The sequence below is a fragment of the Streptomyces vinaceus genome (assembly GCF_008704935.1).
Lineage (GTDB): Bacteria > Actinomycetota > Actinomycetes > Streptomycetales > Streptomycetaceae > Streptomyces > Streptomyces vinaceus.
In genome coordinates this window covers 327,552-353,845 of record NZ_CP023692.1, presented here as the reverse complement: position 1 = coordinate 353,845, position 26,294 = coordinate 327,552, and the positions used below count along the sequence as shown (strand labels likewise).

Sequence of the window (26,294 nt, the reverse complement as noted above, 5' to 3'; positions counted from 1 at the left end):
GCGGCCCTCAGGACCCCCCGTCACCTGCGGGCCGGCGCGGCGCGGCGGGGTCGGTGGCCGCAGCCGGGGGTGTGGCGGGTGCCGGGGCGGCGAGGTCGGCCAGGATCGCCTCGGCGAGGCCCTCGCGCCGCATCCGCTGGTCCACGTACAGCATGGCGCTCGCCAGGTGGCTGAACCCGATCTGGAAGACCTGGCCGGCCGCGCCGCCGAGCAGCAGGAGGACGACGGCGAACACCGCGGCGGCGACGGCCCCGGCGGAGGGGGTTCCGTGTTCGGGTATCCCCTGGAGGACGGGCATCATCGCGAACGTGCCGATGAGGTTGAACGGTATCTGGATCGCGTACGCGATCGCCCCCGCCAGCATTCCGGCGACGAGGGTGTAGCCGAAGATCCGCCACCAGTCGCCCCGGACCAAGGCCGCCGAGCGCCGCAGTCCGGTCACCGGACCCGCGCCTTCCAGGACCACGACGGCCGGGGCCAGGCCGAACCGGATGCCGAGCCAGACGGCCAGCGGCGCGGCGGCCAGCATCAGCAGCGGCAGGAAGCCGAGCAGCGCGACGGCGCCCTCTCCGGAGCCTGCGGAGAACACCAGCGGCAGCCACGCCGCCAGGACGAGGAACACCGGGGCGCCGGCGATCAGTCCGCTGAGGAACATGGCGCCGGCCACCGCCGGCGCCCGCCGGACCGAGCTCCGCCACAGCGCGCGGAAGCTGGTGGGGCGGCCCATCACGGCTTCCCTGAGCACCGCAGGACAGAGCGCGGCGGTGACCGACACGCCCAGTACGCCGATGACCATGAGGAGTACGAACACCACGACGGCCGCGACCACCAGGGGCACGAGGTGCTCGGCCGCCGGATCCTCGCCGAACGGCGGATCGAAGACGGGATCGAAGTGCTGGTGGACCGAGGCGAAGGCGATGCCCACCACGAGGGCCATGACCGGCAATACGACGGCCTGTACGGCCAGCACCACACCGGCGAGCGTCTTCCAGTGGGCGCGGACGGTCGCGAACGACCCGGTGATGATGTCACCGAGCGCCAGCGGGCGCAGGGGTATCACCCCCGGCCGGGGCGCCGCCGGTGGCGGGCCTCCCCACTGGGGGGCGCCACCCCAACCGCCCCCGTGCGCTCCCGGCCAGCTGTTCTGCGTCATGCCCGTGCTCCGTACGTCGTCCCCCAACAGGACGCACAACATATCCCAGCTGGTCAGGGACATGGCAGGGCGGTCTCCGCGCCGCTAGCCGGAGCCGGCGCGGGCGGATGTCCCTAGGCGAACGGCACGTTGACACAGGCGAGGCGCGCCCCGGCCGTGCCCGCGGCGCCGGGCTCCGTGTGGGTGGCGTGCTCGTGGATGACCACGGACCGGGCCTGACCGGCGCGGAACCGCCAGGCCTGGGTGGCCGCCGAGCCGCCGTCGCCGTGCCGGTCGGTGCGGATGTCGAGCCACACCTCGTTGCGGGGATCGGCGTACGCCGGGTTCGTCGAGGGCTGTTCGGGGTCCTGGGAGTCCTGGTAGTGGGGCCCGGAGTCGTTCGGCTTGTTTCCGCAGGGCCCCTGGTGCACGTGGGCGCCGAAGGTACGGTTCGCCTCCACGCCGCGCAGCCGCAGCTCCACGTGGGTGTCGTCGCCGAACCGCTCGGTGACGGTCACTTGGCTGCCCACCGGCACCGCCTTGGTGTCGAAGGTGACCGCCTGCTGGGCGGGCGGGCCGCCGGCCGCCCGGAAGGAAGCCTCGATCGTCACGTCCTGGCCGGCGACCACGCCCAGGGACAGGACGGCGACCAGGGAGGCGGTGAGCGCTGAAACGAGGAGGGACATCGCGCGCTCCTCTCACCACAGTTCCTCGCCGGGGCTCCCTCTGAACCCGCGTTCCGGCCGTGCGGCTGGCCGGATCGCCTCGACCATGGTGGCGTACGCGAAGGCCGCGCGGAGGGCACATCGAGGGTGTCGGTCCGCTTTTCCCTGATCAGCCGCGTGATTTACGGATCGCTGCCCGGTGCGCGTCGCGGGCGACGCCGTCCGTGGGCCCCGATGGCCGGCCTGCGGGCCGGCTCGCTCGGTGCGGTCAGACGGCGGCGAGCGGTGCGTACCGTTCGCTGAGCCGGCGCACGGCCTCGGCGAGGCGGGGGTCGGTCGCCGCGCGGAAGGGGTCGACCGGGGTCGCCCGGGCGCCGATGACGATCCCGGTCCGCCCGCTCAGGGACGCGTCGGTGGCGGCCACGACGGAGGGCCTGGCGGCGACGGAGGCGGGGCCGGAGGTCGAGCGTTCGAACTTCCGGCGCACCAGGGGCCACATGAGCCGCAGGGCGGGGGAGACGATCTTGGGGTCGGCCAGGGTGCCGTTGGTCATGTCGGTGGCCGCGCCACCGGGATCGGCGGCGAAGACCGCTACGCCCGTGCCGTCCAGCCGCCTGGCCAGGTCGAAGGTGTAGGCGAGGTTGGCGAGCTTGGCGCGGCCGTACCAGTGGAAGCCGTAGTAGCCGCCGGGCGGCTCGACGGCATCGAAGACCCGCTTGGCGACGCCGACCGCGCCCGAGGTGACGTTGACGACCCTGCTCGGTACGGAGGCCGTGAGGGTGGGCAGCAGCAGCTCGGTCAGCAGGTAGGGCGAGAGGTGGTTGACGACGAACGAGGCCTCGACACCGGCCCGGTCCTGCCGGTCGGCGAACATCGCTCCGACGTTGTTGACCAGTACGTTCAGCGGTTCCCCGGAGGCGGCGTGCTCGGCGGCGAGGCGGTCGGCGAGCGCGCGTACGTCGTCGAGCGAGGCCAGGTCCGCGGACAGGAACCGGGCCGGGTGTGCGGGGCCCGTCGCGTTGACGCGTTCGACCGCGCGGGCGCCCCGGCCGGGGTCGCGTCCGACCACGGTGACCGCGTACCCGGCGGCGGACAGTCCCAGCGCCGTCTCCAGGCCGATGCCGGCGGTCCCGGCCGTGACGACAGCGGTTTTCTTCATGGTGACCACTCCCGGAAGGATTCGGATAGCTCATCCGTTTGATGGGTCGACCGTAGCATGGATATGGATGATGTATCCGCTTCGCGTTGTCCGGTGGTTCTGCGGCCGCCGGCCGGCGGGCCGCGATGGAATGGCACGGACAGCGCCCGGAGCGGCTCCGGGCCGCCGCGAAGGGACTCCGATGCCAGGCGCCACGGGCGACCACCCGCCCGCCACCAGCGGCTACGACGCCGAACTGCGGCGGCACAACGAGGTGTTGCGCCGCGCGGCCGCCGTCCGGCCCCACGACCACGTCCTCGACATCGGCTGCGGCACCGGGCAGACCACCCGCCAGGCCGCCCGTACGGCGCGAGCGGGCAGCGCGCTCGGGGTCGACGTCTCGGCGTCCGCGATCACGCGCGCCCGCGAGCTGGCGCGGGCCGAGGGGATCGGCAACATCGCGTTCGAGCACGCCGACGCACAGGCCCACCCCTTCCCGCGGGAGCGCTTCGACCTGGTGATCAGCAGGTTCGGCACGATGTTCTTCGCGGATCCCGGCTCCGCCTTCGCCAACATCGGGCGGGCGCTGCGTCCGGCCGGGCGCCTGGTGATGATGGTCTGGCGGGCCCGCGAGCTCAACGCATGGGACCTCACCATCCGCCGGTCCCTCGGCGTGGCCGCAGGGGCCGCGGCCGACGCGTCCGGGGGACCGGACCCGTTCTCGCTCGCCGATCCGCCGGCCGTCGAGGACCTCCTGCGGGGTGCGGGTTTCACGGACGTCTCGTTCACCGATGTGCACGAGGAGGTGTACTACGGTCCGGATGTGGCCACGGCCCTCGACTGGGTGTGCGGCTTCACCTGCACGGGCGACATCCTGGAGCGGCTGGATCCGGCGGCCGCGGCACGCGCCGTCGGGAACCTGCGCGAGGCGCTCGCCGCGCACCTCGGTGACGACGGCGTCCGCTTCGATTCCCGGGCCTGGACCGTCACCGCGCGCCGCCCCTGAGGGCGGCGCGCGGCTCAGCTCGGGCGACGGGTCAGGTCAGTGCAGGGTGGGGATCACGTCGCGGGTCTCGTCCACCCCGATGCCCGTGGTGCGGTGGGACAGCGGCTCCGGGGGCGTCTCGTCCGCGCAGACGGTGCCCCGCGCGGGCAGTGCCAGGGTGGCGAGGTAGGCCGTGGCCAAGGCGCTGACGCAGGCGCTCCGGTTGTACGCGGTGTGCCCTTCGCCGGCGAACGTCAGCAGCCGGCCGCCGTCCAGGGTCCCGGCGAGGGCCACCGCGTCCTGGTACGGGGTGTCGGGGTCCCCGGTCGTGCCGAGTACCAGGATCGGGGCGGAGCCGGCCGCCCGGTAGGAGCCCTCGTAGCGGCTGGGGCGCTCGGCCGGCCACTGGGAGCAGGTGGGCGCGTGGTTGTGGTCGTACGTGGGCGGCCCGAGGCCGATCGGCGGTCCCAGCAGCGGAGCGGCGGCGACATGGGCGCTGACGGCCGCGCCCAGGAGTGCGCGGCCGGCCGGGTAGACGCGATCGGCGCACTCGACGGCCATGTTGACGTTGAGGAAGTCGAAGGATGCGGGGGAGGGGGGTGACAGCAGGAACGAACCCTGGTGGGCCTGGGCCGCCCGCAGCGCCTCGCCCAGGTAGGGCCAGACCTCCTGGCCCGAGTTGATGTTGAACATCAGGCGGTAGGCCAGGGTGTACCCGGTGGCCGGGCGTCCGCTCGCGGTGATGACGGGATCGGCGTCCAGCGACCGCTTGAGTTCCTCGAAGGCCTGCCGCGGCCGGCCCTCGCCGAATCCACAGGCCTCGGCGTTCTGCGCGCACCAGTCCAGGAAGCGGCCGACCGCCGCGTCCAGGGCGACGAACTGCCCGGCGTCGTACGCGTACGGAACGTCGGCGTAGCGGCGCGGATCGTAGGCCCCGTCCAGGACCATGGCGCGGACCCGCCGGGGGAACTGCGCGGCGTAGACGGTGCCGACGTAACTGCCGAAGGAACGCCCGTAGAAGGAGAGGGTCTCCTCGCCGAGGGCCTGGCGCAGCAGGTCGAGGTCCTTGGCGTTGGACCCGGTGCCGATGAACGGCACGAGGTCCGCGGAGCGTTCCGTGCAGGCATGGGCGAAGTCGAGGCCCTGCCGGACCGCGGTCCGCAGGGCTCCGGGGGCGGGGACGCCGCGCGCGGCGTCGACGGCGGCCGAGTACTCCTTGTCGTTCCAGCACTCCACCTGCCCGCTGCGCCCCACGCCGCGCATGTCGTACCCGACGACGTCGAAGGCCTCGCGCAGGGAGGCGGGGAGCGCCTCGTAGCTGTCACGGGCGAAGTCCACGCCGGAGTTTCCGGGTCCGCCGGGGTGCAGCACCAGGACACCGGTGCGGTGCGGCCTGTCGGCCGCGAGCCGCCGGGTGACCGCGAGCGGGATCGTGCGCCCGGTGGGCCGGCGGTAGTCCAGGGGCACCCGGGCGGTCGCGCACTCGAAGCCGTCGCCCGGGTCGCCGGCGTCCGCTCCGTCGCAGGGGCCCCAGGACAGGACGGGTACGGGCGGGGCGGCGAGGGGCGTCGCCGTGGCGGCTCCGGGCGCGCCCCCGAGGAGCGCGGTGACCGCCACCAGGACGAGGGATATCCCCCACACCGCTCGTTTGCGTGAGTCATCGGCCGAACGGGTCTGCACCGGCGGTCCTCCGTCGTGGGCGGCGTTGTGCGACGCCCCCAACGTAGCCGCCGCCCGCCGCCCGTGTCGGCCCATCAGGAGTGGATTTCCCCTACCACCAGGGGGTGACCGCTTCCTCACACCTGGGGTGGCGTCCGGTACACCCCAGGGTGTACCGGTCGGGAGGAACGATCCTCCGGGGGCCTCACGGGTGACGGCGAGCCGCGCCCGGCCCGGCGTGGTGTCGTACGGCTGCTCGCCTGACCACCATGTGCCCCGTGATCCCATCCCACTTGATCGGTGCGCTCTCCGCCCTCGCCCTGCTCGTACCCGCCTCCGCGTACGACGCCTCCGCGTACGACGCCTCCGCCGCCCCGGCGGCCCCCGTCCCCGGCCCCGCCCGGCCGCGGGACTTCTTCGCCGACCTCCCCAAGGGCGGTGACCTGCACAACCACCTCTCCGGTGCGGTCACCACCGAGTTCCTGATCGAACTCGCCGCCGAGGACGGACTCTGCATCACCACGGACACGACCACCGCGGTGCCCCCGCCGTGCGGCTCGGGAACCCGCCCCGCCGCCGACGCCGTCACCGACGCCGCGTTCCGCCGCCAGGTCATCCAGGCCTGGTCGATGCAGGACTTCCCGGCCGACGGCAACGGCCACGACCACTTCTTCGCGACCTTCGACAAGTTCGGCGAGGTGCCCTGGCGCCACCCCGGACGGATTCTGGCCGAGGTCGCGGGCACGGCCGCCCGGCAGAACCAGTTCTACCTGGAGACCATGATCACGCCGGCCTCCGGGGCGGCCCGTGCCCTCGCCGACCGGGTCGGCTACGACGCCGACCTCGACGCCATGCACGACAAGCTCCTCGCCGACGGCGGCCTGGACGCGGTCGTCGGCCAGGCACGCGCCGACGCCGACACCACCGACGCCGAGTTCCGCACCGCCGCCCACTGCGACACCCCGCGGCCCGACGCCGCGTGCTCCCTCCCGTACCGCTGGATCTCCCAGGTGGGCCGCCTCGGCACCCCGGAGCGGGTGTTCACCCAGCTGGCGCTCGGCATGCGGCTGGCCGAGCGCGATCCGCGCTTCGTCGCCGTCAACCTGGTCCAGCCGGAGGACGGTGCGGTCGCTCTGCGCGACTACCGCCTGCACATGCGGATGGTGAACTACCTCAAGACCCAGTACCCCAAGGCGCACGTCACCCTGCACGCGGGCGAGCTGGTGCCCGGGCTGGTCAAGCCGGAGGACCTGACCTTCCACATCAGGGACGCCGCCCAGACCGGCCGCGCCGAGCGGATCGGACACGGTGTGTCCGTGCTCCACGAGGACCGTTGGGAGTCGCTGATGCGGTACATGGCCGACCGGCGGATCGCCGTCGAGGTCCCCTTCCACAGCAACGCGCAGATCCTGCGCGTCTCGGGCGACGCGCACCCCTTCGCCACCTACCGCAGCCACGGCGTGCCGGTGGTCCTCGCCACCGATGACCCCGGCGTGTCCCGGATCGAGATCACCGACGAGTACCGCTGGGCCGCGCAGACGTACGGGCTCGGCTACCGCGAGCTGAAGGACCTGGCCCGGGCCTCGCTGGAGTTCTCCTTCCTGCCCGGCCGCAGCCTGTGGAACCGTGACCTGAGCAGCGGCTACCGGCCCGCCGGGCCGTGTGCGGACGAGCGCCAGGGCGGCGAGCACCCGGGCGAGCGGTGCGCCGCCCTCCTGGCCTCCAGCCCGAAGGCACAGGTCGAGTGGCGGCAGGAAGCGGCGTTCCACCGCTTCGAGGCCGTCCACCCCGGCACCTCCCGCCCCGGCTCCCGCTGACGCCGGGACCGTGCACAGGGCCCCCTCCGCCGGGGGCCCTCTCCCGGGGAGCGCGCGGCGGCTACGAATCCGTGGGCCGGCGCAGGCGCGCCCGTACCGGCGGCGTCTGCCCGGCGTCGGCTGAGCCGTTCTCCACCGACCCACGGAGATCGTTTCGCGCGGGCGCTGTCACTCCGGAACGTTCCGGATGTTCCGGCTGTGGCCGCCGGCCCTACCGTGGCGAGCGCGTCCGAACCGTACGACCGGCCCAGGGAGCAGTGATGCAGACGACTGCCGCCGTGCTCAGGCAGCAAGAGCGCAGGGTGCTCCAGGCGGTCGGCTGCGGGTTGCGGGACGACGAGATCGCCGCCGACCTCGCCATCCCCGAGGACGCGGTGGCCGGACACGTCGCGCGCATCCTCGCGGAGCTGGGGCTGCGCGACCGGGCCGCAGCCATCGTCCACGCCTTCGACTGCGGTCTGGTCGTCCCCGGCAGCGGCCCCCGGACCCGCGAACCGGGCCGGGCGCGGGGGGCCGGATCCGCCCGGACCGCCGGACCCGTGGTACGGCTCTCCTTGCTCGGACCGCTCCAGGCCTGGCAGGACGGGCGGCCGATGAACCTGGGACATCTGCGCCAGCAAGCAGTACTGGCTGCGCTCGCGCTGGGCGCCGGACGTACCGTCAGCCGGCAGGAACTGCTCGACGGGGTGTGGGGGACGGAGCCGCCCCTCACCAACGTGGTGCCGGTGTACGTCTACCGACTGCGCAAAACCCTGGGCACCGGGGACGGCCCGGGCGCGGTGATCGAGCACGACCGCTGCGGCTACCGGCTCGCCCCCGGCGCGGTCGACGTGGACGTGGCCCGCGTGGAGCGACTGCTCGCCGATGTCGCGAGGGCCGACCGGGCGGGCGACGCGGCCGAGGTGATCCGCCTGTGCGAGCGGGCGCTGGAGCTGTTCCGCGGCGAGCCCCTGGCCGGGCTTCCCGGGCCGCTGGCCGATGCGGAGCGGCTGCGGCTCACCGAGCGCAGGATCGCCCTCGTGCGGCGGAAGGCGCAGTGGCAGCTGCGCCTGGGCCGGCACTTCGAGGCGATCGCCGAGCTGTTCGCCCTCGCCGCGGCGCACCCGCTGGACGAGCCGGTGGCCGCGCTGCTGATGCGCGCGCTCTGCCGGGGCGGCCGGCAGAGCGAGGCCTTGGCCGTCTTCGACCACACCCGCCGCCGCCTGGCCGAGGACCTCGGCGTACCGCCGGGCCCGATGCTGCGGCGGACGTACGAGACGGTCCTGCGCGGCGACCGGCCGCCGGCGCCCGGTCTCCGGGCCGCCGGCAGCCGGTGAGGGATCCGCGGCGTGGCTACCAGGCGTACCAGGCGCCGTTGTACCACTGCTCGCTCGCGCTGTCGTTGTGGTGGTCCATGTTGAAGTCTTCGGGATAGTTGCGGACGTGGTTGTTCGGGTAGGTCCAGATGCCGGCGGACTCGTCGCAGACGTAGTCCCAGTGGCAGATGGTCTTGACGGGGACGTTGCCGAAGAACCGGTCGGCGCCGGCGAGCGGGGCGCCGACGATGCCGCCGAACGGCACGGATCCGCCGTTGGCGCCGGGAGGGCCCTGCCGCTTGGGGTCTGCGATGAGAACGGCGTTGACGTTGTCGAACGTCTGCCAGTTCTCGGTGACCCAGGTGTGCACCACCGCGGCGCCCAGGGAGTACCCGCCCATCTTCACGTGCTGCCACGGACAGGCGGCACGCTGGTCGCGGACCAGCCGGTTCAGCTCGTTCACGCCCGCCCGGGCGCTCGCGCCGTTGGGGATCTGCGTGGGATACCCGACGTGCTGCTGGATGTTGCCGTAGAAGCCGTCGTTGTTCCACGAACTGCCGGTGCCCCCGACGACGATCGTGTACGTGCCCTCGCACGAAGCCGTCGCCTTGGCCGGCGCCGCCTGTGCGCCGGCCCCCTGCACCGCCGAAAGCCCGACGGTCAGCAGGAACCCGGCTGCCACGGACGCGATCCTTCTGGCTCGCATGACGATCCTCCCCAAGTAGTCGGCCCACACGGTCGCCTTCCGGTGCGGAACGCAGTCGGCCGAGGTCACCGGACGACAGTGGCAGCGGGCGATGACATCCCGATGAAACCCGCGGCGGCTCGGCGGCTCCATCGGGATTTCATCGCCCCTCCCTAGCGTGGGCGCGTTCGGGCGAGGGGCCCGGACCACAGGGGAGGGACCGCTCGATGGCGCGGAGGAGATTGATCGCGAGGCTGCCGGCCGCGGCCGTGGCCGTGGCGGCGGTGATGAGCACGATGGCGGCCGCCGGACCGCCGGCGGCCGTACCGGGGCCGGACAGGCCGACGATCAGGTACACCGAGTACGGGATCCCGCACATCATCGCCTCCGACTGGGAGGGGCTGGGTACGGGGTACGGATACGCCTCGGCCAAGGACAACATCTGCACGCTCGCCGACACGTATCTGATGGTCAACGCCCAGAGGTCCCGCTATCTGGGGCCCGAGGGCAAGGCGAGCCCCGGCGAGAAGCAGGACACCACCAGCAACCTCAACAGCGACCTGTACTTCCAGCGGATCAAGGACGACCGGGTGGTGGAGCGGCTGCTCGACCAGCCCGCCCCCAACGGGCCGGAGCCGGAGGTCAAAGAGGCCATTCGCGGCTACGTCCGGGGATACAACCGGTACCTGGCCGAGACGGGCGTGAACGGCATCGGGGACCCCGCCTGCCGCGGCGCGGCATGGGTGCGGCCGATCACGGAGCTGGACGTCTACCGGCACGCCCACGCCGAGATCATCATGGGCAGCGCCGAGCCGCTGCTGGACGGTCAGGTGACCGCGGCGCCTCCGGGGGCGGCGGCCGCCGCCGCACCGCCGGCGTCCTCACCCGAGGAGACCGCGAAGAAGATCCGCGACGCGATGGCGGTCAGCCGTCGCCACAGCATGGGCAGCAACGCGCTCGCCGTCGGTTCGCAGGGCGTGTCCGGGGGCACCGGCATGCTGCTGGCCAACCCGCACTTCCCGTGGCAGGGCAAGAACCGGATGTGGCAGAGCCAGTTGACGATCCCGGGGAAGGTGAACGTCTCCGGGGCGAGTCTGCTCGGGTTCCCGGCGGTGAACATCGGCCACAACGACGACGTCGCCTGGAGCCACACGGTCGCCACGGTGGCCCCGTTCGGGCTGTTCGACGTACAGGTCGATCCGCTGAATCCGACCAACTACCTGGTCGACGGGGTCTGGCAGCCGATGACCTCGCAGCAGGTCGCCGTCGACGTACGCAACGCGGACGGCTCCCTCGGCAAGGTCATCAGGACGCTGTGGTCCACCCGGTACGGCCCGATCGCCACCTCCGTACTGGGCGTACCGCTGCCGTGGGTGGTCAGCGCCCACGCGGTACGGGACGTGAACATGGACAACCTGCGGGCGCTCAACACCTGGTTCCACCTCGACCAGGCCAAGGACGTCCACGAGGTGGTCGACACGCTGGAGACCACGGAGGGCGTCCCCTTCTTCAACACGGTCGCCTCCGACCGCGAGGGCAACGCCCTGTACGCGGACATCCAGGCCACGCCGAACATCACCGACGAGCACGCGCAGTCCTGCCTCACGCTGACCGGACGGCTGCTGTTCAACCAGGAGCTGCGGCTGCCGAACGTCCCGCCGGTCTCCGTATTCGATGGCAAGCGCAGCGCCTGCGACTGGCCCGACGACCCGAAGGCGGTCGCACCGGGACTGATGGATCCGCACCAGCAGCCCCGCCTGATCCGCAAGGATTTCGTGGGCAACGCCAACGACAGCGCCTGGCTGGCCCATCCCGAGCAGCCCCTGTCCTTCCCGAGGGTGATGGGCGATACGGCGGCGCCCCGGTCCCTGCGCACCCAGGAGCTGATCCTGACCGCACAGAACCGCATCAACGGCACCGACGGTCTGCCGGGCCGTGGTTTCACACCGGAGAACATGCGGCAGCTGCTGTTCGCCGACAACAGCAGGGCGGCCGATCTGGCTCTGGACGCCACGGTGTCGATGTGCCGGAGCCTCCCCTTCGGGCTGATCCTGGTGGACGGCAACCTGGTCAACGTGAGCGAGGCGTGCCCGATCCTGGCCGCGTGGCGGGACCACGACTTCACGGCGGACAGCCGCGGGTCGTGGCTGTTCGAGAACTACTGGGCCTTCCTGCTCGGCGGGCAGGCGATCGAGAAACTGCCGTGGCGGGTGCCCTTCGACCCCAAGGACCCGGTGCACACGCCCAATTCGCTGGACCCGGGGAATTCCGCCGTCCGCGACGCGTTCGGCCGGGCGGTCCTCGCCCTGCGCAGGGCGGGCGTCGCGCTGAACGCGCCGCTGTCGGACGTACAGAAGATCACCCGGGGCGGCGAGCAGATCCCGATCCACGGCTCGATCAGTGAACTGGGCGTGCTGAACGTGGTCACCCCCGGCCTGGTCGACGGCAAGCTGGACATCACCTTCGGGACCAGCTTCGTCCAGCAGGTGAAGTTCACCACCGCCGGACCGCCCCAGGCCTCTTCGCTCCTGGCCTACTCGCAGTCGGCCGACCCGAACTCGCCGCACTACGCGGATCAGACCCGGCTGTTCTCCTCCGGCCAGTGGGTGACGGAACGGTTCACCGAGGAGCAGATCGCGGCCTCACCGGCCCTGGAGATCAAGGTCCTTTCCTGAGGCGGCTGTTCGGCCGCGCTGTCCACGACGACGTACGACGACGTACGACGACGCACAACGACGACACCGAGGAGCAACGCAGTGACGAGGAAATCGAGTCGGTGGCGCATGGCAGCGGTGGCCCTGATGGCCGCCATCGTCGCCATGACCACGCCGACGGGTCCGGCGCAGGCCGCCGAGCGCACCGCGCCCCCGCCGATGGCGGACGGGTTCGGCCTGACCCAGGTGGACACCGCGACCGGCGGACCCACCAACTTCTACCTCACCGTGACCACACCCGAGGTCGCGGGCACACACCACATCAAGATCATCCTGCCGAACGGCTACTACGACGACCCGGCCAGGCGCTACCCCGTGCTGTACTTCCTGCACGGTTCGCCCGACGACCCGATCCAGCAGAACTATCCGGCGCTGACCGCCTCGGATCAGATGATCACCGTGATTCCGGACGGTGGCGCCCGGGGCTGGTACGCCAACTGGCTCAACCAGAAGACCCAGGCCGGCGCCCAGAACTGGGAGAACTTCCACCTCAAGCAGGTGATCCCTTTCATCGACGCGAACCTGCGGACCATCGCCACGAGGAAGGCCCGCGCCGTCGCGGGCGTCTCCATGGGCGGGTTCGGGGCGCTGCACTACGCCCAGGTCCGGCCCGACCTGTTCAGCCAGACCGCGTCCCTGTCGGGGGACATCGACCTGTCGGCCCGCTCCATGGACCTGCGGCTCGCCGTCGTCGCCTCGCTCATCGACGCGCAGGGCGCCATCTGCGGCTCGTTCTCCGGTGTCTGTGGCGGCGCCGAATCACCGTACAAGCCCGGTGTGGACAGCGACGCCCTGTTCGGCTCGCCCTATCCCGTGTTCAACGTCGACCGGCGGTGGAACGAGGTCGACCCGTCACAGCACATGGACAAGCTGAAGGCGGGCGGAGTCGGCGTCTCGATCTACGTGGGCAACGGGCGGGGCTCGGTCACCGACCTGGAGTTCTGGCTCGAATCCGCGTCCCGGCACGTCAAGGACGCCATGGACGCCCTGGGCATGTCCTACTCCTACGTCGACTACGGCGACGGCTCGGCCTGGGGCACCCAGTGCGACGGGGGCCACAACGCGGGCTGCTGGGAACAGGACCTCCGGGACCTGATCCCCAGGCTGGAACGGTCCTTCGCCGCCTGACCCCGGCACCGGCTGCGCCCCCGGTGCGGTGTTAGCTTCTCTTGCGTGAGGGAACACCAGGACGAGACGAGGACCGCCTACGACGGGGTCGTCGACCTCTACGCGTCGTTGTTCGCCGACCGGCTGGAGACACGGCCGTTCGCGCGGGCCATGGTCGCGACCTTCGCCGAGCTGGTGCGCGGGACGGGGAACCTGCGGACCGCCGACGTCGGATGCGGTCCCGGACACCTCACGGCCATGCTGCACGGCCTGGGCCTCGACGCCTTCGGGCTCGACCTCTCCCCGGCCATGGTCGACCACGCCCGGCGGGCCCATCCGTCGCTGCGCTTCGACGAGGCGCGGATGGAAGCCATGCCGGTCGGGGACGGCGCGCTCGGCGGCGTCATGGCCCACTACTCGATGATCCACACCCCGCCGGGGGAACTGCCCGCGGTCCTGGCCGAACAGGTGCGGGTCCTGGCGCCGGGGGGACTGTTCCTGGTGTCGTTCTTCGGCACCGAAGGGCCGGAACCGGTCCGCTTCGACCACAAGGTGACCCCTGCCTACAGCTGGCCGGCGGACCGGTTCGCCGAGCTGCTGATCGCCGCCGGGCTCACGCCGTTCGCCCGTCTGCTCCACGACCCGGCCTCCGAGCGGGGCTTCCTCGACGCCCACCTGCTGGCCCGCCGCCCGTAGGCCCCACGTCCGGCGGCGCATCGAGGGCTACGGGCGGGTGTTCGGCCGGCCGTCGGCCCGGTCGTCGCCCGGTGTGGGGGCGGTCCGGGCCTGCTCCCACACCGACAGGAAGGCCAGCCTCAAGCAGCCCGCCAGCGCCGGGTGTTCGATGTAGAGGGCTGTGGTGGCGTGAGTGCCGGCCACCGGGTCGGGCATGTCGCACAGCACCAGCGAGGCATCCGCCACGATCAGCTTGAGCGGCAGGCTCGGAGCGAACCGCGACTCCTCGCCCGCCGCCGCGAACCGCCGTACGTTCTCCAGTACTTCCGCGTCCCCGAGCGCGTCGTGGGTGTACACCGCGCGGGCGGTCCCCCCGGCCCGGCGCAGCCGGCGGACCGTCCTGATCCCCTCGTCGTTGGCCGGGGGAGCGACGAACGGCGGCTTGCAGAAGCTGAGGAGCTCCCGTGCGGCCTGCTCCTGGATGCTGTCGAACCGCTCCGCGATCGCCCGGGGATCGCGCAGCACCTCGATGTAGTCGAGCGGATCGGTGTGCGTCCGCCCGTCGCTCCAGACCGGGAGCAGCGCCGTCGCGAGGGCGGTCGACGCCGCGCTCAGCCGTTCCAGGGACTCCCGCTGAACGGCCATCAGCCGGGCGAGCGCCAGTTCCGGGGCCACCGCGGAGAAGGCCGCGACCCGCCCGGGGCGCAGGACGGCCAGGCGCCGCCGCACGAGGGCGTCGAGTACGTCGTAGACGCGCTGGCGCGGGACGTCCGCGGCGCGGGCCGCCTCGGCGGCGGTGTACGACTCCCGTCGTACCAGCGCCAGATAGACCCGGGCCTCGTACCGGGAGAGCCCCAGGGACACCAGGTCGTTGACGGCGCCGTCGTCCAACTCCATGGCAGGACACGGTATACGCGGACATCACCGACCGAAAGCAAGCCTTTGCATTCGCCGGGTAGTCCCTTGGGCCCGGCGTTCCCTACCTTCGGCATGGGCCACCACTGCTCGTGGTGACACTTCGCACCGCTGAACGCGTGCCACCCGCAACCCACGTCGACCTTCCGGTCCCGCACGCCCTGACGTGCGTGGATGTCATGCCCACGACATGATGCACGGCTCCGGACGGGTCCCCCGACGTGGTACGCCAACCCCCCATGGAGGGCAGTTCATTGCGCAACGCCCTGTCCCACCGCGCCGCCCGGCTCGCCCGCCGCGGCGCGACCGCCTTACTCTCGGCCGTCGCCCTTGCGTCCGGCGGGACGCTCGTACTCGCCGCACCGTCCGCCGCCTCGGGCGGCCCTGGTGCGGCGAGCGCGTCCCCCGCCGCGGTGCACACCGAGCGGCTCTGCTCGGAGCCCGCCCGGGCCGGCTGGATGGCCTGCCACGCGCTGGCCCGTACGGACGTACAGCAGCGCCTCGGCCTCTCTCCCGGACTGCTGCCGTCCGGCTACGGCCCCGCCGATCTGCAGAGCGCGTACGCCCTGCCGGCGTCCGCCGGGGCCGGCGCGACGGTCGCCATCATCGACGCCTACGACGACCCGAAGGCCGAGTCCGACCTGGCGGCCTACCGCTCCCAGTACGGGCTGCCGGCCTGCACCACGGCCAACGGCTGCTTCCGCAAGGTCGACCAGAACGGCGGGACCGACTACCCGACCGCCGACGCCGGCTGGGCCGGGGAGATCTCCCTCGACGTGGACATGGTCAGCGCCGTCTGCCCGCAGTGCCACATCCTGCTCGTCGAGGCGGCCCAGCCCTCCATGGAGGACCTCGGCGCCGCCGTGAACCGCGCCGTGACCCTGGGCGCCGCGTACGTCTCCAACAGCTACGGCGGCGGCGAGGACTCCACCGACGCGGCCTCGGACGCCTCGTACTTCAACCACCCCGGCGTGGCCATCACCGTCAGCTCCGGCGACAGCGGCTACGGCGTCGAGTACCCGGCCGCCTCCCAGTACGTCACCTCGGTCGGCGGCACCTCGCTCAGCCGCGCGAGCGGCACCCCCCGCGGCTGGTCCGAGAGCGTCTGGGGCAGCAGCGCGGGCAGCGAGGGCGCCGGTTCGGGCTGCTCCGGGTTCACCGCCAAGCCGTCCTGGCAGACCGACGGAGGCTGCGCCAGGCGCACGGTCGCCGACGTCTCGGCCGTCGCCGACCCGGCCACCGGCCTCGCGGTGTACGACAGCTACCAGGCCGGCGGCTGGAACGTCTACGGCGGCACCAGCGCCTCGGCGCCGATCATCGCCTCCGTCTACGCCCTGGCGGGCACCCCGGCCGCCGGCTCGTTCCCGTCCGCCTACCCGTACGCCCGCACCGCCTCGCTCAACGACGTGACCGGCGGCGCCAACGGCTCCTGCTCCGGCAGTTACCTCTGCACCGCCAAGGCGGGCTACGACGGGCCGACCGGACTCGGCACGCCCAAGGGCACCGCCGCCTTCACGGGCGGCTCCACCGGCGGCAACACCGTCACCGTCGCGAACCCCGGCAGCCGCACGAGCATCGTCGACACGGCCACCTCGCTGCAGATCCAGGCCACCGACTCGGCCGGCGGGCAGACCCTCACCTACGGTGCCACCGGGCTCCCGCCCGGCCTGTCGGTCAACGCGTCCACCGGCCTGATCAGCGGTACGCCGACCACCGCGGGCAGCTACGCCGTCACGGTCACGGCCAAGGACACCACCAACGCGAGCGGCGCTGCCTCGTTCACCTGGACCGTCGCCACGGTCGACGGCGGCTGCACCGTGACCCAGCTCCTCGGCAACCCGGGCTTCGAATCCGGCACCGTCCCCTGGACCGCCAGCGCCGGCGTGATCGACGGCAGCAGCGGCGAGGCGGCGCACTCGGGCTCCCGGAAGGCCTGGCTGAACGGCTACGGCGCCACGCACGCCGACTCGCTCGCGCAGGCGGTGACCATTCCGGTCCGCTGCCACGCCACCCTCAGCTTCTACCTGCACATCGACACCGCGGAGACGACCGCCACCACGGCCTACGACAAGCTGACGGTGACGGCCAACTCCACCACCCTGGCCGGCTACTCCAACCTCGACAAGAACACCGGTTACGTACAGAAGACCTTCGACCTGTCCTCCTTCGCGGGACAGACGGTCACGGTCAAGTTCAGCGGTAGCGAGGACCCCAGCCTGCAGACCTCGTTCGTCATCGACGACACGGCGCTCAGCATCAGCTGACCCGCCCCGAGGGCACGGGAGGGACCGGCGGGCCACCGTACACCGACGGTGGCCCGCCGGTCCGTCGTTCCGCCGGAGCCGGGCGGCCCGCTACGCCGGGCCGGACGACGGGTTCAGCCACGCGCCGATGGCCGGCAGTGCCTCCGGTCCGTCGTCGCGTTCCACCGAGTCGACCAGGTCGGCGATGGTGACAGCGCGCAGCGACGCCCGCCAGGCGGCTTCGGCGGCGCGCATGACGCGGGCGATCCCGCAGGCCTTCGTGCAGGCCTCGGGCGGGGCGCCGAACGGGCCGCGCCGGCGGATCTCCGTGCAGACGAACGCCGGGTCCGGTCCGTCGACGGCCTGCACCACGTCCAGGACGGTGATCTCGGAAGCGGGCCTGGTCAGCACGTATCCGCCGGTCTTGCCCTGGACGGAGGCCACCAGGCCCGCCCGGGACAGCGCCTGCATCTGCTTGGCCAGGTAGCTGGGCGAGACCTCGTGGAGCAGCGCCAACCGGGCGGCGGGCACCGGCTGACTCGCCGCGGTCAGGACCACACAGCAGTGCAGCGCCCATTCCACGCCCCCGGACAGTTTCATGCGCCCTCCATTTGACTCGGATACAGCTTATCCGAGTATCATCTCGGACAAGAGTTGTCCGAGTTTGAGGCGGCGGAGGCCGCACTCGGCGGCACCCCAGGAAGGGCACACCATGAAGATCACGGTCATCGGCGGTACCGGACTCATCGGTTCCCAGCTCGTCTCCACGCTCCGCGCGGCCGGCCACGAGGTGGTGTCCGCGTCCCTGTCGAGCGGCGTGGACCTGCTCACCGGCTCGGGGCTGGACGAGGCGCTCGCCGGAGCGGACACGGTCGTCAACGTGTCGAACTCGCCCACCTTCGACGAGGCGTCCCCGGAGTTCTTCCGCACCACGATGGACAACCTGCTCGCCGCAGGGGAGCGGGCGGGCGTCGTCCACCAGGTGATCCTGTCCATCGTCGGCGTCGACCAGGTCCCGCAGCTGGACTACTACCGCGCGAAGACCCTCCAGGAGGACGTCCTCAAGCAGGGCCCCACCCCCTACTCGATCGTCCGCGCCACCCAGTTCTTCGAGTTCATGGACACGGTGCTGTCCTGGACCGCCGACGACCGCACCGTCCGGCTCCCCTCCACCCCCGTCCAGCCGATGGCCGCCGCCGACGTGGTCGCCGCCCTGGCCGAGGTCGCCACCGGCGCACCGCTGAACGGCACGGTCGACGTCGCGGGCCCCGACGTCTTCGCCCTCGACGAGCTGGGCCGCCTCACGCTGGCGGCCCGCCAGGACCCGCGTACGGTCGTCACCGACGAGCAGGCGGGCATGTTCGCGGTGGTCGAGGGCGACGTCCTGGCCGGGGGCCCCGGCGCGCGCCTGGCGGCCACCTCCTACAAGGACTGGCTCGGCGCCGGGCGCTGAACGCGGCCCTACCTGAACAGACGGTCGCCGCGGGCGGCCATGCGGTGGGTGCCGTCGTGGCGGTTCAGCCAGTCACGGACGAGGCCGACGGCATTGGCGTTTGTCTCCTGCTCCCCGCAGTGGTTCGGGTCCTTGATGTCCAGCCAGACCAGCGACACCCGGCGGCCCGCGGCGGCGTGGGAGAGCATGCGGTCGATGCCGCGATCACGGCCACGAGTGACCGGGGGCCGGCGGGCCGCCTGGGAGGGATGGTCAAAGTGAGGCTCCGTCATGTCCAGGTGCGATACGGGCGATTGAGCACGCCCGTTCACCCTGCCGGCACGCGGTACGTGCATGGTGAACGGAATCTGGCCTGGGCGTGCGATGGCGTCAGACCGGTTCGCGCGGCGGACCGAAGCGGACGGGCGCCTGGAAGCGGGCCTTGCGGGCCGCGCGGCGGAAGGTGGTCAGCACCGCGGGACCCGCGAGGCAGACGCAGAGGAAGTTGGTGACGGCGCGACCGGTGTCCCAGCCCAGGGAGGTGGCGAGGTCGAAGGCGAGGTAGCGGTGGAACTGCTCGGTGAACGGGAGGCCGGGCAGGTAGGCGATCGAGCTGTTGGGGTCGAGTGAGAACGGCCAGAAGGAGAGGTTGAGGAGGAAGCCGAACAGGTAGCCGGAGGCTGAGCCGTAGAACGCGAGCATCACGATCTCCCGGCGGCCGGACGCCTGGGGGAGGAAGCCCGCGAGCATGCCGACGAAGGCGCAGCCGAACATCTGGTACGGCATCCAGGGACCGACCCCGCCGGTGATGAGGGCGGAGGCGAACAGCGAGGTGCAGCCGAGGGTGAACCCGAAGCCCGGGCCGTAGACCCGGCCGGCCAGGACGAGGACGAAGAAGACCGTCTCGATGCCGGCCGTGCCCGCGCCCAGCGGGCGGATCGCGGCGTTGACGGCGGACAGGACGCCCAGCATGGCCAGGGCCTTGGAGTTGATGCCGCCCTCGGCGATCTCCGAGATCACCACGCACAGGACGACGACCAGCAGGACGCCGAAGATGAGCGGTGGGGCGTAGTGGGAGCCGAACTTGCCCGGTGCGACGAGGAACGGCCAGAAGAACGCGACGATCCCGAGGAACGCGGCCATGGCGATGACGACGCCCGCCCGCGCGTTGATGCGGATGGCTGGGGTGCGCGCGGCAGCGGTCATCGGGCCGGGTCCGTCTCGTCGCGGGGGAAGGCGGAGGCCGCCTGGGCGACCGTGAGGTAGGGGAGGGGCGAGAGGATCTTGGCCGCCTGGGGTGCGAACACGGGAGAGGCGACGATGACCTCCGTGGTGGGGCCGTCCGCGACGACGTCTCCCTCGGCCATGACGACGACCCGGTCGGCCGCACGGGCCACGAACTCGACGTCGTGCGTGGAGATGACGATCGCGCGCCCTTGAGCCGCGAGGTCGTCGACGATGGCGATCAGCTGTTCCTTGGCCCGGTAGTCGAGGCCGCGGGTCGGCTCGTCGAGGAGCACCACCCGGGGAGCCGCCGACAGCTGGATGGCGAGGGCGAGGGCGAGCTTCTGGCCCTCGGACAGGTCGCGGGGGTGGGTGGCGTCGTCGATGCCGGGTGCGAGGCGGTCGAGGATCTCGCGTGCGGCCGGTGCCTCGGAGCCGACCGCCGATTCCGCGTCGGCCTGGTCGAGTTCCTGCTCGACGCTCTCCAGGTACAGCAGGTCCGTGGGGGTCTGGGGGACCAGGCCGACGAGTCGGCGGGCTGCGGCCGCGGACAGCTTCCGCGGGTCGCCGTCCTCGCCCCCGTCGGTGGCGGGGACGAGCACTGTGCCGGCCTTGCGGGGCCCTGAGCCCTGGAGCGCCCAGAGCAGGGAGGACTTGCCCGAGCCGTTGCGGCCCATCAGCGCGGTGATCTCGCCGCCGCGCAGATCGAGGTCGACTTCCCGGACGGCCGGGACGCCGTGATAGGCCACCGTCACCCCGCGGGCCTTCAGGAGAAGGGCGGGGTCCGGGGCGGGTGCCGGCCGCACCGGCGGGGGAGTCGTACCGGCCAGCCGTGTGCGCAGGGGCGCGGCCGCGCGGCGGGCGTCGCGGATGGACAGGGGGAGCGGGGACCAGCCGGCGGCGCGCCCGAGTTCCACGATGGGCGGGGCTATGGACGACGTACGGAAGATCTCGGCGGGCGGCCCGGACACCACGCGGCCGTCGCCGGGGAGGTGGATGACGCGGTCGGCGCACTGGACCACGCGCTCCAGGCGGTGTTCGGCGAGGAGCACGGTGACGCCGAGGTCGTGGACGAGCCGGGTGACGGCCGCCAGGACCTCCTCCGCGGCCGTCGGGTCCAGGGCGGAGGTGGGCTCGTCCAGGACCAGGACCCGGGGGTGCGCGGTGAGCACGGAGCCGATCGCGACCCGTTGCTGCTGGCCGCCGGAGAGCTCGTGGAGGGCGCGATGGCGCAGGTCGGCGAGACCCAGCAGGTCCAGGGTCTCCTCGACGCGCTTGCGCATGGTGGCGGGCGCGACCGCCAGCTGCTCCATGGCGTAGGCGAGTTCCTCCTCGACGGTGTCGGTGACGAACCCGTCGAGCGGATCCTGGCCCACCACGCCCACGACATCGGCGAGTTCGCGGGGCGGGTGCTCGGCGGTGTCCCGGCCGTCGACCGTGACCCGGCCGAAGAGGGTGCCGCCGGTGAAGTGCGGGACGAGTCCGTTGACGGCCCCCAGGAGGGTGGACTTGCCGACGCCCGTGTGACCGACGACGAGGCAGAGTTCGCCCTCCTCGACGGTGAGGTTCACCTCCCGCAGTACCGGTTCTGCCGTGTCCTCGTACCGGACGGTGACCTGGTCGAAGTGGATCACTTGGGTTCCTCGGTGCGCTGTACGGGGACGGCCGGCCGGGCGGGGGCCGTCGGGGGCGGAGCCAGGAACCCGGCCGTCCCGGCGAGCAGGATCGCGGCGGCCGGCACCAGCGGCAGGGTCGGCCAGCTGAGCGGGTAGATGGAGGGGTTCAGCTCCGCGGCGTTGAACCCCGCGTTGCCGAACAGCAGCACCGCGGACAGCACCCCGCACCCGGCCACGGCCCATTCGGCCGCCCGCCACGGGTCGGGACGGTACGTGGTCCGGGTGATCCGGCGCCCGCCGAGCCGCAGCCCGGCCACGCACAGCGCTCCGCCGGCCCCCAGTGCGGGCAGGCCGAGCAGCTTGGGCGCGGTCGCGTCGAGGAGCCCGTACGCCCCGGCGCACAGGCCGCACATGCCGAGCAGCATGAGGGCGCCGGTCAGGCGGCGGGAGCGGCGGGTCGCGGTGCCGGCGCGGCCGTAGCCGCGGGAGTCCATCGCGGCCGCGAGGCGCAGGGAGCGCTCCAGGGCGTCTTCGAGGACGGGGACGACGATGCCGCGCAGCGCGCGCAGACCCCTCGTACGCCCGGCCCGGAGCCTGCGGGCGCGGCGCACCCGCTGGACGCTCGCGACCAGTTGGGGCGCGACGCTGATGGACACGGTGACGGCGACGCCGAGTTCGTACAGGGCGCCCGGGAGCACCCGCAGTGCGCGCTTGGGGTTGGCCAGGGTGTTGGCCGCGCCGATGCAGCACAGCATGCAGGCCAGGCGCAGCCCGTCGGTCGCGGCCGACAGCAGCGCTTCGAGGGAGACCGGACCGCCGAGCCGGATGCCCGCGTACCAGTCGGGCGTGGGGATGTGGGGGAGGGAGAACAGGAAGTGGTCGCGGGGTGTGACGCCGGTGGCGAAGACCGCCCGGAAAGTGACCCGGATCGCGACGACCGTGAGTGCCAGGTAGAGGTAGTACGGGAAGCCGCGGGCCCAGGGGGCCTCGGTGCGGCGCATGGTGATGACGTAACCGAGGACCGCGAGGACGAGGAAGAGCAGCAGCGGATTGTTGGTGCGGCTGACGGCGGTGGCGAGGGCCAGGGCCCAGATCCACCAGGCGACGGGGTGCAGAGTGCGGGGCAGCCGGCGGCCGCCCGCGCCCGGCGCGAGGCCGGACACGGGCGGCTCGGCCGCGACCGTGGTGGTACGGGACACGCCGCTACTCCGTACGACGGCGACGCTTGGCCGCGTAGACGGCGGCGGCGCCGATGAGCAGCACCAGCGCTCCGGTGGCGACGGCGGGCAGGTACGAGCCCGCGTCGTGCTCGGCGTCGGCTGCCGGAGCCGCCTCGACGACTTGGGGGCCGGGGGCCGGCGCGGCCGCGGCCGGTGCGCCGGGGGAGGGCGGTGCCGAAGGGGTGGGCGAGGCGCTCTCCGAGGCGGAGGGGGAGGGCGAGGGACTTGCCGGCGCCGACGGTCCGGGATCGGCCGGCGGCGGATTCTCCGGCCTGGGCCCGGTGTTGACGCCGGGCGGCAGGGGAGCCGCCGTCCGGGTGTCCTGGGGCTGGGGTGCGCCCGTGGGCCGGTCGTTGTGGGCGCGCAGCTGGTCCGGGGTGACCCGGGGCCGGCCCTGGGTGCCCTCGATGTCCGTGGCGCCGAAGGTCCACAGGTCGACGCTGCCCGGCTCCGGCTTGTAGAGCATGGCGCCGAGCCGGCTGTACTCCCAGGTGTTCCGGCCGGGGTTCGCGTGCCAGTACGACCAGTAGGCGGAGGCGGGCGGGGTCAGGACGCAGTCGTCCTGCTCCGGGGTCGGGTACTGCTTGCCGCCCTGGTGCCCGCTGTAGCCGATGCGGCAGATGAACGCCGGACCGTCGTGGCCCGTTCCGGTGGTGGCCCAGCCGCCCTCGTTGAGGAGTTCGTAGCCGGTGGTGGGTGTCGTCCCGCAGGAGCGGTAGACGGGCCCGCCCCAGTGGCCGAAGTCCACGGCGAGGACGGCTCCGGAGGAGGTGGTGCACTGGCCGATGGGCTGCGGGGCGGCGCCCGCCGGGGCCGCGGTGGCGGCGAGCGCCGCCACCGTCAGCCCCAGGGCGGCCGCCGTACGGGCCAGGGCCCGCCGCGCGCGGTGGTGCGTCACGCCCGGCCTCCCGTCGACCCGCGCCGGCGGCGGGCGACGCGGACCGCGCCCCAGCCGCCGAGGACCAGGGCCACCGCGGCGGCGGCCAGTGCGCCGACCTGGGCGCCGGTGGAGGCGAGAGCGCCACCCGCCCCCGAACCGCCGCCGGCCGTCTCCCCGCCCGGGGTCACGATGACGGGAGCGCCGCTCGTGGCGGTGGGGACGGGCTGCGGGGTGGTGCCGTCGAGGCTGCGGTTGAGGGTGGCGAAGGAGATGCCGGTGGCGCCGCCGAGGGCCTGGGTGGAGGCGCGGACGTCGGATCCGGGCTGCGCGTCCCTGGCGATGTTGAACCCGCCGTCGCCGTTCTGCTGCGTCGCCAGGAACGTGCGGGCCTTGGCGATCTGCGCACCGTACTTCCGCGCGTCCAGGGACATGCCCTGGACGGCGAGGGCGGTGGAGTTGACTGAGTCGCCCGAGGCGCCGGGGAAACCGCCGTCGTCCATCTGCCGGGCCGCCAGCCATGCGACGGCCTTGTCCACGGCCGCCTGCGCGTCCGCGTCGGGCAGCAGGTCCAGGGCCATGGCGGCCATGGCCGTGGAGTCCACCTCGTCGTCGCTCTTGTCGACGAGGATGCTTCCGAAGGACCCGTTGGGCCGCTGGAGGCTCTTGAGATAGGCGATGGGTTCGGCGGCGGCCGCGTTCTCGCCCGCGCGGACCTGCGCGATGACGCCGAGGGACTGGTCGAAGACGGACTTGGCGTTCCCGTAGGCGCCCTTTCCGCCGCAGAAGGGAACGGCGTCGAGGTTCCTGGCCCGGCAGGTGTCCTTCGCGAGGGCCCCGATCAGGTCCTGTCCGCCGAAGGCGCGGGGGTTTCGGCCGACCGCTTCGGCGAGGAGCGCGGTCTTGCCGATGGCGCCGCCGACGGCGTACTTCGTACCGATCAGGGTCCAGGCGTGGACCGTCCGCCCCTGGCCGTCCTTGCCGCCCTTGTCGAGGAAGTCGACGATGTTGCGCAGGGTGGCGTCGTCGGTGCCGGCGGCGGCGAGCGCGTAGGCGCCGTCGATGGTCAGGCCGTACGTGGCGAAGCCCGGGGAGCTCTCGTAGTAGCGGCCCTGGACCAGTCGGCCGGGGTGGGTCAGGTACGCCGTGGCCTTCTTGAGGTCGGGTCCGTCACCGGGCGGGAGCGGCGGACGGGAGCCGCTCGGGGAGGGCGACGGCCCGGGGTCGCTCGGCTCGGGGCTCGGTTCCGTCTTCTTGGCGGTCAGCGCCACCAGGTCGCTGTGGGCGGCCGCGAGGACGGCCGGCGCGGTGGGGAACACCTGCGGGTCGGTGAGCCCTTCCTCGAAGGCGAAGCCGCCTCCGGGGAGTTGCTGCTTGGAGAGCCAGAACAGACCCGCGTCGGCGTACGGGGTGTCGCCGAGGGCGCGCAGGGCCTGGGCCGCCCAGCCGGTGGCGCTCGGGCTGCCGGTGGTCATGCCCGCGGCGGCGGGCCACGCGCCACTCGGCAACTGCGACTTCCGCAGGCTCGCGCGGGCCTTCTCGACGACGGCGTCGTGGCCGCCCGCCCGCTTGAGGGCGAGCGCGATCAGTGCCGTGGAGCTCGCGTCGCTGTCGCACCATCCGCCGGGGCGGATGAGGATGCCGGTGAAACCTCCGTCCTCGCACTGGAGGGCGGTCAGCCGGTTCACGGCGTCGGCCGGGGGCGTCACCCCGCCGTTGAGCAGGGCGATGACGGCCATGGCCTGGGCGTCGGACTGGCCGGTGGTGCGGAAGTCGCCCTTGGTGAGGCAGCCGTCGATCGTGTCGCCGTCGCCGATGTCGCGCGGACAGACGTACCTGACCAGGTCCCCGAGCAGGTCGTGTCCGCCGAACGCGCGGGGATCCTTTCCGGTGGACTCGGCGACGAGCGCGAGACGCGCGGCGGCGGTCGCGTCGGGGATGCCGTCCTTTCCGGCCGGGTAGGCGTAGGCGTCCGTCTCGGCGGGCCTGGCCAGGAAGTCGGCGGCCTTGCGGGCCGCCGGGCTCTTCGGGTCGGCGGCCGCGAGGGCGTAGACGGCTTCGGCGGTGAGGAGGTGGTTCGGAGAGGTGGCCCCCTCGTCGACGACGCGCTCGCCGTCCGTCAGCTTCCCGGTGAGCCAGCGGGCGGCGGCGGGCAGGTCGACGGTGCCCGGCGCCACGGTGGGCGGGGTCGTCGGGCCGGACGGGTCCGGGCCGGGGCCGCCGCCCCCCGCGCGGACGTCGGCGGGCGAGAAGGCGGGCTTGCCCGAGGTGCCGCCGACGTCCGTACCGCCGAACACCCAGGCGTCGACGTCGCCGGGCCCCGGGGTGCGGGCCATCGCACCGAGCGGGCTGTAGGTCCAGTTCTGCTGGCCGGGCGAGGCGGTCCAGTACGACCAGTAGGCGGTGGCCTGCGGGGTCAGGACACAGGGTTCCTTCTCCGCGGTGGGGTATTGCGTACCGGAGTTGAAGGACCCCTTGCCGATGCGGCAGATGAAGGCCGGGCCGTCGTGGACGGTGCCCTCGGTGGTGAAACCGGCCTCGTGGAGCAGGTCGTAGCCCGTGGTGGGCGTGGTGTCACAGCCCCGCTCGACCTTGCCCCCGAACGGGCCGAAGTCGACGGCGACGATCGCGCCGGTCGTGGCCGTGCAGCCCTCGATGGGGTCGGCCGCGGCGGACGGGCTCCCGGTGACCAAGGAGACGCTCGCGCCGAAGGCCAGCAGTACCGCCGATATCAGCGACACCAGCCTCTTTTTCCCCGTGCGTCGCTCTGCCAGCTCTGCGGTCCCCACCACGGCCCCTCGTGTCGGCCGGGCGGACGTGTGCGTGGCAAAGGGCTTCGGTCGCACGAGGAGCGCAAGGGAAGCCGTTCGAACCACGCCGTAGTCCGCGACGGCG

The 26,294-nt window shown here is 72.9% G+C and carries 21 protein-coding genes; 8 read left to right on the top strand and 13 right to left on the bottom strand.

Annotated elements, in window-relative coordinates:
* Positions 1–7: 7 nt before the first annotated feature.
* From CP980_RS01615 to CP980_RS01605, 3 genes are all read right to left on the bottom strand, one after another.
* Positions 8–1,153: a DUF7847 domain-containing protein gene (locus CP980_RS01615; protein WP_150492377.1), complete on the bottom strand. Its 1,146-nt coding sequence runs from the start codon at positions 1,151–1,153 to the stop codon at positions 8–10.
* A gap of 113 nt (positions 1,154–1,266) precedes the next feature.
* Entirely contained in the window at positions 1,267–1,818 is a 552-nt protein-coding gene (locus CP980_RS01610) for an HPr family phosphocarrier protein (RefSeq protein ID WP_150492376.1), read from the bottom strand.
* A 247-nt stretch (positions 1,819–2,065) separates the two neighbouring features.
* On the bottom strand, positions 2,066–2,956 hold the full coding sequence (locus tag CP980_RS01605; RefSeq protein ID WP_150492375.1) for an SDR family NAD(P)-dependent oxidoreductase: 891 nt from the start codon (positions 2,954–2,956) through the stop codon (positions 2,066–2,068).
* A gap of 181 nt (positions 2,957–3,137) precedes the next feature.
* Between CP980_RS01605 and CP980_RS01600 the strand changes: the two genes are divergently transcribed.
* Positions 3,138–3,941, top strand: a complete 804-nt coding sequence (locus tag CP980_RS01600) for a class I SAM-dependent methyltransferase (protein ID WP_150492374.1) — start codon at positions 3,138–3,140, stop codon at positions 3,939–3,941.
* Between the two features lie 36 nt (positions 3,942–3,977).
* Here the strand turns inward: CP980_RS01600 and CP980_RS01595 are convergent, their stop codons facing one another.
* Positions 3,978–5,600 (bottom strand): alpha/beta hydrolase, encoded by a 1,623-nt coding sequence (locus CP980_RS01595; RefSeq protein WP_229907487.1) that lies wholly within the window; start codon positions 5,598–5,600, stop codon positions 3,978–3,980.
* 248 nt (positions 5,601–5,848) lie between these two features.
* Between CP980_RS01595 and CP980_RS01590 the strand changes: the two genes are divergently transcribed.
* Both CP980_RS01590 and CP980_RS01585 read left to right on the top strand, forming a co-directional pair.
* Positions 5,849–7,396, top strand: coding sequence for an adenosine deaminase family protein (locus tag CP980_RS01590; RefSeq protein ID WP_150492373.1), 1,548 nt, complete (start codon positions 5,849–5,851; stop codon positions 7,394–7,396).
* A 260-nt stretch (positions 7,397–7,656) separates the two neighbouring features.
* Positions 7,657–8,712, top strand: coding sequence for an AfsR/SARP family transcriptional regulator (locus tag CP980_RS01585; protein ID WP_150492372.1), 1,056 nt, complete (start codon positions 7,657–7,659; stop codon positions 8,710–8,712).
* Between the two features lie 16 nt (positions 8,713–8,728).
* Here the strand turns inward: CP980_RS01585 and CP980_RS01580 are convergent, their stop codons facing one another.
* Positions 8,729–9,397 carry a cutinase family protein gene (locus tag CP980_RS01580; protein ID WP_099896155.1) on the bottom strand — a complete coding sequence of 223 codons (669 nt, stop codon included), beginning with the start codon at positions 9,395–9,397 and terminating at the stop codon, positions 8,729–8,731.
* Between the two features lie 206 nt (positions 9,398–9,603).
* Between CP980_RS01580 and CP980_RS01575 the strand changes: the two genes are divergently transcribed.
* From CP980_RS01575 to CP980_RS01565, 3 genes are all read left to right on the top strand, one after another.
* Complete coding sequence (locus CP980_RS01575; protein ID WP_150492371.1) at positions 9,604–12,051, top strand: penicillin acylase family protein; 2,448 nt, start codon at positions 9,604–9,606, stop codon at positions 12,049–12,051.
* Between the two features lie 108 nt (positions 12,052–12,159).
* A complete protein-coding gene (locus CP980_RS01570; protein WP_373313020.1) occupies positions 12,160–13,218 on the top strand; it encodes an alpha/beta hydrolase in 1,059 nt (352 codons plus the stop codon).
* A gap of 45 nt (positions 13,219–13,263) precedes the next feature.
* Entirely contained in the window at positions 13,264–13,893 is a 630-nt protein-coding gene (locus tag CP980_RS01565; RefSeq protein ID WP_150492369.1) for a class I SAM-dependent methyltransferase, read from the top strand.
* A 27-nt stretch (positions 13,894–13,920) separates the two neighbouring features.
* Here the strand turns inward: CP980_RS01565 and CP980_RS01560 are convergent, their stop codons facing one another.
* Positions 13,921–14,769, bottom strand: a complete 849-nt coding sequence (locus tag CP980_RS01560; RefSeq protein WP_150492368.1) for a TrmB family transcriptional regulator — start codon at positions 14,767–14,769, stop codon at positions 13,921–13,923.
* A 257-nt stretch (positions 14,770–15,026) separates the two neighbouring features.
* Between CP980_RS01560 and CP980_RS01555 the strand changes: the two genes are divergently transcribed.
* Positions 15,027–17,051, top strand: coding sequence for a putative Ig domain-containing protein (locus tag CP980_RS01555; RefSeq protein ID WP_150492367.1), 2,025 nt, complete (start codon positions 15,027–15,029; stop codon positions 17,049–17,051).
* Between the two features lie 90 nt (positions 17,052–17,141).
* On the opposite strand, the gene CP980_RS01550 is transcribed toward CP980_RS01555, so the two are convergent.
* Positions 17,142–17,630 (bottom strand): RrF2 family transcriptional regulator, encoded by a 489-nt coding sequence (locus tag CP980_RS01550; RefSeq protein ID WP_150492366.1) that lies wholly within the window; start codon positions 17,628–17,630, stop codon positions 17,142–17,144.
* 112 nt (positions 17,631–17,742) lie between these two features.
* Here CP980_RS01550 and CP980_RS01545 point away from each other — a divergent pair, with 112 nt between their 5' ends.
* Positions 17,743–18,483: an SDR family oxidoreductase gene (locus CP980_RS01545; protein ID WP_150492365.1), complete on the top strand. Its 741-nt coding sequence runs from the start codon at positions 17,743–17,745 to the stop codon at positions 18,481–18,483.
* A gap of 8 nt (positions 18,484–18,491) precedes the next feature.
* Here the strand turns inward: CP980_RS01545 and CP980_RS01540 are convergent, their stop codons facing one another.
* The 6 genes from CP980_RS01540 to CP980_RS01515 all read right to left on the bottom strand — a co-directional run bounded on the left by CP980_RS01540 (position 18,492) and on the right by CP980_RS01515 (position 26,188).
* A complete protein-coding gene (locus CP980_RS01540) occupies positions 18,492–18,671 on the bottom strand; it encodes a hypothetical protein (RefSeq protein WP_167535744.1) in 180 nt (59 codons plus the stop codon).
* Positions 18,672–18,852: 181 nt separating this feature from the next.
* Positions 18,853–19,668: an ECF transporter S component family protein gene (locus CP980_RS01535; RefSeq protein ID WP_150492363.1), complete on the bottom strand. Its 816-nt coding sequence runs from the start codon at positions 19,666–19,668 to the stop codon at positions 18,853–18,855.
* Positions 19,665–21,320, bottom strand: coding sequence for an ABC transporter ATP-binding protein (locus CP980_RS01530; protein ID WP_150492362.1), 1,656 nt, complete (start codon positions 21,318–21,320; stop codon positions 19,665–19,667). The genes CP980_RS01535 and CP980_RS01530 overlap by 4 nt, the downstream gene beginning before the upstream one ends.
* Positions 21,317–22,501 carry an energy-coupling factor transporter transmembrane component T gene (locus CP980_RS01525; RefSeq protein WP_150492361.1) on the bottom strand — a complete coding sequence of 395 codons (1,185 nt, stop codon included), beginning with the start codon at positions 22,499–22,501 and terminating at the stop codon, positions 21,317–21,319. The genes CP980_RS01530 and CP980_RS01525 overlap by 4 nt, the downstream gene beginning before the upstream one ends.
* Before the next feature lie 4 nt (positions 22,502–22,505).
* Positions 22,506–23,420, bottom strand: coding sequence for a hypothetical protein (locus CP980_RS01520; protein ID WP_150492360.1), 915 nt, complete (start codon positions 23,418–23,420; stop codon positions 22,506–22,508).
* Positions 23,417–26,188, bottom strand: a complete 2,772-nt coding sequence (locus tag CP980_RS01515; protein WP_150492359.1) for a prenyltransferase/squalene oxidase repeat-containing protein — start codon at positions 26,186–26,188, stop codon at positions 23,417–23,419. The genes CP980_RS01520 and CP980_RS01515 overlap by 4 nt, the downstream gene beginning before the upstream one ends.
* Positions 26,189–26,294 lie beyond the last annotated feature (106 nt).

Coding starts and splice junctions, on each gene's coding strand:
- CP980_RS01615 (WP_150492377.1), bottom strand. CDS start 1,153: ATGACGCAGAACAGCTGGCCGGGAGCGCACGGGGGCGGTTGGGGTGGC.
- CP980_RS01610 (WP_150492376.1), bottom strand. CDS start 1,818: ATGTCCCTCCTCGTTTCAGCGCTCACCGCCTCCCTGGTCGCCGTCCTG.
- CP980_RS01605 (WP_150492375.1), bottom strand. CDS start 2,956: ATGAAGAAAACCGCTGTCGTCACGGCCGGGACCGCCGGCATCGGCCTG.
- CP980_RS01600 (WP_150492374.1), top strand. CDS start 3,138: ATGCCAGGCGCCACGGGCGACCACCCGCCCGCCACCAGCGGCTACGAC.
- CP980_RS01590 (WP_150492373.1), top strand. CDS start 5,849: ATGTGCCCCGTGATCCCATCCCACTTGATCGGTGCGCTCTCCGCCCTC.
- CP980_RS01585 (WP_150492372.1), top strand. CDS start 7,657: ATGCAGACGACTGCCGCCGTGCTCAGGCAGCAAGAGCGCAGGGTGCTC.
- CP980_RS01580 (WP_099896155.1), bottom strand. CDS start 9,397: ATGCGAGCCAGAAGGATCGCGTCCGTGGCAGCCGGGTTCCTGCTGACC.
- CP980_RS01575 (WP_150492371.1), top strand. CDS start 9,604: ATGGCGCGGAGGAGATTGATCGCGAGGCTGCCGGCCGCGGCCGTGGCC.
- CP980_RS01570 (WP_373313020.1), top strand. CDS start 12,160: ATGGCAGCGGTGGCCCTGATGGCCGCCATCGTCGCCATGACCACGCCG.
- CP980_RS01560 (WP_150492368.1), bottom strand. CDS start 14,769: ATGGAGTTGGACGACGGCGCCGTCAACGACCTGGTGTCCCTGGGGCTC.
- CP980_RS01555 (WP_150492367.1), top strand. CDS start 15,027: ATGGAGGGCAGTTCATTGCGCAACGCCCTGTCCCACCGCGCCGCCCGG.
- CP980_RS01550 (WP_150492366.1), bottom strand. CDS start 17,630: ATGAAACTGTCCGGGGGCGTGGAATGGGCGCTGCACTGCTGTGTGGTC.
- CP980_RS01545 (WP_150492365.1), top strand. CDS start 17,743: ATGAAGATCACGGTCATCGGCGGTACCGGACTCATCGGTTCCCAGCTC.
- CP980_RS01540 (WP_167535744.1), bottom strand. CDS start 18,671: ATGCTCTCCCACGCCGCCGCGGGCCGCCGGGTGTCGCTGGTCTGGCTG.
- CP980_RS01535 (WP_150492363.1), bottom strand. CDS start 19,668: ATGACCGCTGCCGCGCGCACCCCAGCCATCCGCATCAACGCGCGGGCG.